General features: G+C 35.7%; 3 protein-coding genes and 2 pseudogenes. All 5 read right to left on the reverse strand.

Features of this window, described 5'->3' with window-relative positions:
* Window positions 1–644 (reverse strand): annotated as a pseudogene (locus ACKI5B_RS12200) (hypothetical protein); the annotation flags it as partial.
* The gene (wbaP, locus tag ACKI5B_RS12205; RefSeq protein ID WP_407429157.1) at window positions 634–2058 is read right to left on the reverse strand and encodes an undecaprenyl-phosphate galactose phosphotransferase WbaP; all 1425 of its coding nucleotides are present in this window, start codon (window positions 2056–2058) and stop codon (window positions 634–636) included. The gene wbaP and the pseudogene ACKI5B_RS12200, both read right to left, overlap by 11 nt.
* Before the next feature lie 13 nt (window positions 2059–2071).
* Window positions 2072–3151, reverse strand: coding sequence for a glycosyltransferase family 4 protein (locus tag ACKI5B_RS12210; RefSeq protein WP_407429159.1), 1080 nt, complete (start codon window positions 3149–3151; stop codon window positions 2072–2074).
* Window positions 3152–3163: 12 nt separating this feature from the next.
* Window positions 3164–4309 carry a glycosyltransferase gene (locus tag ACKI5B_RS12215; RefSeq protein WP_407429161.1) on the reverse strand — a complete coding sequence of 382 codons (1146 nt, stop codon included), beginning with the start codon at window positions 4307–4309 and terminating at the stop codon, window positions 3164–3166.
* A pseudogene (locus ACKI5B_RS12220) lies at window positions 4306–4539 on the reverse strand (hypothetical protein); the annotation flags it as partial. The gene ACKI5B_RS12215 and the pseudogene ACKI5B_RS12220, both read right to left, overlap by 4 nt.

The following is a 4539-nucleotide window of genomic DNA, read 5'->3' on the forward strand; positions in this document are numbered from 1 at the left end:
CTTTGAAATGGAAGTTCAAAGGTAAAACCCGTACCCGTTTGGAATTCAAGCTCATTTACTCCTTTTGTGTATTCAAAATCAAAAAGATTGTTCCAGCTTCCTGAAAAGGGGCCTGCCTGAAAAGGATAACTGTAGTTAAATTCTGCCCCAAATGTCAGATTCTGTTTTCCTGTCTGTAAATCTTCTTTAAGGCCTGCAAAAATACCGGCATTCATGGTATTTAAAGTACCTAAAAAATTTACATCTTTTGCTTTAATCTTAAAAATAAGGCCGTTATTTGAATCATATTTTGGATAAGGAAGTATTAAAAGGTGTTTTGAATCTTTTGCATTAATGTTTAGAAGCACATTGTTTATATCTTCAGATTCCGGCTGTTCATATTCTGCTTCTAACTGAACGTCATCAAATGCTCTTGTATTCATAAGACGCTGCCGTAAATCTGCAAGGTAAGAATCAAGCTCTTCTTTACTTTCAAAAATTTTTTCTGTATTTACAGAAACTACCCGTCTTAAATCCTGTTCGCGGGTTTTATCGAGAGTATATGAAACATCAGAAATCTGATAACGCTCTGAAAAAAGAGAGAAAGAAAAGAAAGAAAAAATAAAAATTAAAAAAAAACGTGGTGAGGTTTTGCTAATACGCACCTTTTCCCCGTAAAACTACATAAACTGTTTTTATAATAATCCATATATCAAGCCATACAGACCAGTTTTGAATGTAGTATGAATCAAGTGTAACCCTCTCTTCGTAACCTGTATCACTCCTACCGGAAATCTGCCACATTCCGCTAAGGCCTGGCTGTACTGAAAGAATAAATTCTGCTTTATTTCCGTATTTTACAAGTTCGGGCTCTGTAACAGGACGTGGACCTATAAAACTCATTTCGCCTGTAAGGACATTAAAGAACTGAGGAAGCTCGTCAATGCTGGTTTTACGCAGGATTTTACCGATTTTTGTAACACGGGGATCATTTGTAAATTTACGGTCTTTTTCCCATTCAGCACGCATTTCAGGATTTTCTGCTAAGATTTTTTCAAGCTGTTTGTCTGCATCGATAACCATTGAGCGGAATTTCCAGCATTTAAATTCTTTTCCGTTTTTGCCTGAACGTTTATGTCCATAAAAAACAGGTCCTGGTGAAGTTATTTTTATTATAATTGAAACAAAAATAACGACTGGTAAAACAACTGGGGAAGAAAGTAAAAGCAAAAACAAGTCAATAAAACGCTTCCAGAAAAGACTGACTGGCTTTGTAAGATTGTGTGTTGAAGAAAATCCTAAAATACCACCTAAATCGCGGACATTTGTTGAAATTGTGGAAACATCGTTAATTTTTGGTATCTGGAGTGTGTAACGGAAATATGAATTAATGTGTGTTGTATCCCGGTCGTAATCGCAGAGAACAGCAACTTTGATTTTGAAGGATTTTATAAAGGAAAAAGTTTCTTTTGATGGCGGATAAACCGGAATGCCGAATTTTTCGCCTGGAATAAAGGCTCTGCTGTCTACAATCATGCAGGGTTTATAACCCAAATCTTTACGTTTTATAAGACGTTCAATAATTACATCTCCAGAATTTCCTGAAACATAAATAACTGCAGGCACTCCAAACCATTTGCGCCGTGAAAAAAGAGAACGTGCCAGTTCCCGGGCTGCAGGTAATAAAATTAATGCAAATGGGGTTGCACAGATAAGGGCAATTACAATCGGCCATTTATCATCAGCTTCTTCTACAGTAATCGAAAGGGCTATTCCAACAAAGACGAAAAAAGAACAGATTCCGAATTTTTTAACTTCATCTGCAGGCGGATAAACAAGTCCCGGATAAAGCCCTGCTGCATAAAAAACTGCCAGCATTGGAGGAAGATAAATCCAGTAGGTAACGAAAGAACGGAAATTAATCCAGTGATGATTTATAAAATTAACAATAAAGAAAGAAATTCCTATGCAAAGCATTACTACGACAGCATCAACAATCATAAGAGACATACCGGAAGTAAAAGAACTTGTGCGCCAGAAATTTTTCTTGAAAAACTTTTTATATTCTTCGTTCGTCATAGCTAAGATTATTTTACAGTTTTCTTCTCATTACTTCAATAATTTTCTTTGCAGAGTCTTTATAGGAATATTTATTTTGTATAAGAGAGTTTTCTTCTTCCGAAAAAGGTTCATCGCTGCATAAAAGAAGCTTTCTGCACAAATCTTCTGAATCTCCGGCCTTAAAAAAAGTAACCGGTAAGTCCTGGTATATTTCTTTAAAGACAGGAATGTCTGAAATAATAGCCCTTGTGCCCATTGTTAAAGCTTCAAGAGGAGGCATTCCAAAGCCTTCATAAAGTGAAGGTTGAACTAAAAGCCGGGAAGAAGCATACAGATATTTTAATTCATCATTAGAAATGCGGCCGGTAAAGCTTATTTTTGCTCCATTTTCAATGAGAACGTTGATTTTATTAACAGTTTCTTCGTCTCCGGTACGGAAATTTTCGGCATTTCCAACGATAACTAGATTCGAATTAAATTCAGATGAACTGTTAGAAGCTTTTTCAAAAGCTTCGAGAAGTGTTTTTAATCCTTTATGTTTTTTTATGTTTCCTACAAATAGAATCTGATTCTTTTTTGCCGGCAGTTCGTTTTCAAAGGGCTGTTTTAAATATGCGGGAGCTGCATTATAGATAACTTCTAGAGGCTTTTTGCAGTGAAGATGATGCAAAATACGTTCTTTTGAAAAATTAGAGACAGTAAATACAGCTTTTGAGTAATTTACGGCTCTTTTATAAAATTCCTTTCGTATAAGACGTCCAGAAAATCCTGTAAGCCCTTTTACATCAAGGAAAACTACATCATGGATTGTTGAAAAAACCGGAATATTTATGCCACCCGGAATATTACAGTATGGAGTAAAATAATAATTGTAACTGTTGATTTTTTCCAGGACTTCAGAAGGAAAATTTAAAATCTCAGATAAGGAGAATGGTTTAGTGTCACAAAAACAGAATTCAACATTCTGCATTCGTACAAATGGTGTACACTGTTCATGAGTTCCAATTAAAAGACATTCATTTTCTTCCAGAAACCAGGGAATAAGTTCAGAAATAAATGAACCTATTCCGCCGGAGCCTATCATGCGGCAGTCGATTGCAATTCGAAGCATTTTATTCACCGTTTATTGTTTTGCTGTTGTTTCTTCGTCCATACGGATAATTGTTTTATCTATGCACTCTTTAATTTCTCTGAAGAATCGTTCTGTAGAAAATTTTTGTGCATGTTGTGCAATAAAATCAGAATCAAAAGTATATGGATTTTCTTTTTCAAGAGCTTCAAAACGATTTATTGCACGTTCTACTGAATCAGAAGTCTGATGACTGAAGAAAACTCCTGTTTTTCCGTTTATTACTGTCTCAACTGCACCGCCTTTTCCAAAAGCAATTACAGGTCGTCCGCATGCCTGTGCTTCAACAGGAATAATTCCGAAATCTTCTTCTGCACAGAAAATTAAGGCACGGCAGCGCTGAAGGTAATCTTTTACTTCTTCGTCAGAAATACGCCCTGTGAAAGTGATGTCTGCATCTTTATAGCTTTGAGCAAGCGCTTTCAGTTCTTTTTCCTGGCTTCCACTTCCAATTACAACAAGCTTTTTCTTTAAGTTTGCACATGCTGTAATTGCAAGATCGATTCTTTTGTAAGAAACAAAACGGCTGAAAACAACAAAAAAATCTTCAGGCTCTTTTCCGTTTGGAGAAAGCCTTTCTGTATCTACAGGAGGCCAGACAACCATTGAATCTCTGTTCCAGTATTTTTTTATTCTGCGCGAAATATAGTTTGAATTTGCTATAAGGCCGTCAATTCTCTGGCTTGAAACATAATCCCATAAACGAATCTGCGGCATCCAGCGGTTCATAAAAAATTTTGTTAATAATCCGCTTGAAGCTCTGTACTCAAAATATTTGTCCCATGCATAGCGCATTGGAGTATGAATATAGGCAACATGAGGAACAAGCGGAGGTGTAATAACGCCTTTTGCACAGCAGGAAGAAGAGCATATTACGAGTTTATAGTTCGAAAAATCAAAGGATTCAAAAGCTTTAGGCATAAATTTTAAGAATTTTGTGTAAAGCTTTGTTGAAAAAGGCCATTTCTGGATAAAACTTGTGTGCACTTTTTCTTTCGGAAAAATTTTTCCCATTTTTTTTTCGTCGTACACAAGAGTAAAAATTTCTGCTTCAGGATAGATTTTGAGAAGCTCTTCTACAACGCGTTCAGCTCCACCGTAATTTACAAGCCAGTCATGTACGATAGCAATTTTTCTCATAGAACAGCCTCCATAAGTTCATTATACAACAGTTCTGAAGCTTTTTGATAGGTGTATTTATTTAAAATTATATTAATTTTATCTTGATTAACTGGATTTTTTGCAATTTCTGTAAGATTGCAGTTTGTATTATCAGAATTAATATATTGAGCCGCTTCTTCATAAATCTCTGGAAGACTAGCACAGTTAGCAACGATAATTTTTGCACCGACAGAAAGTGCTAAGTCGGA

It is taken from the genome of Treponema sp. (genome assembly GCF_045657965.1).
Lineage (GTDB): Bacteria > Spirochaetota > Spirochaetia > Treponematales > Treponemataceae > Treponema_D.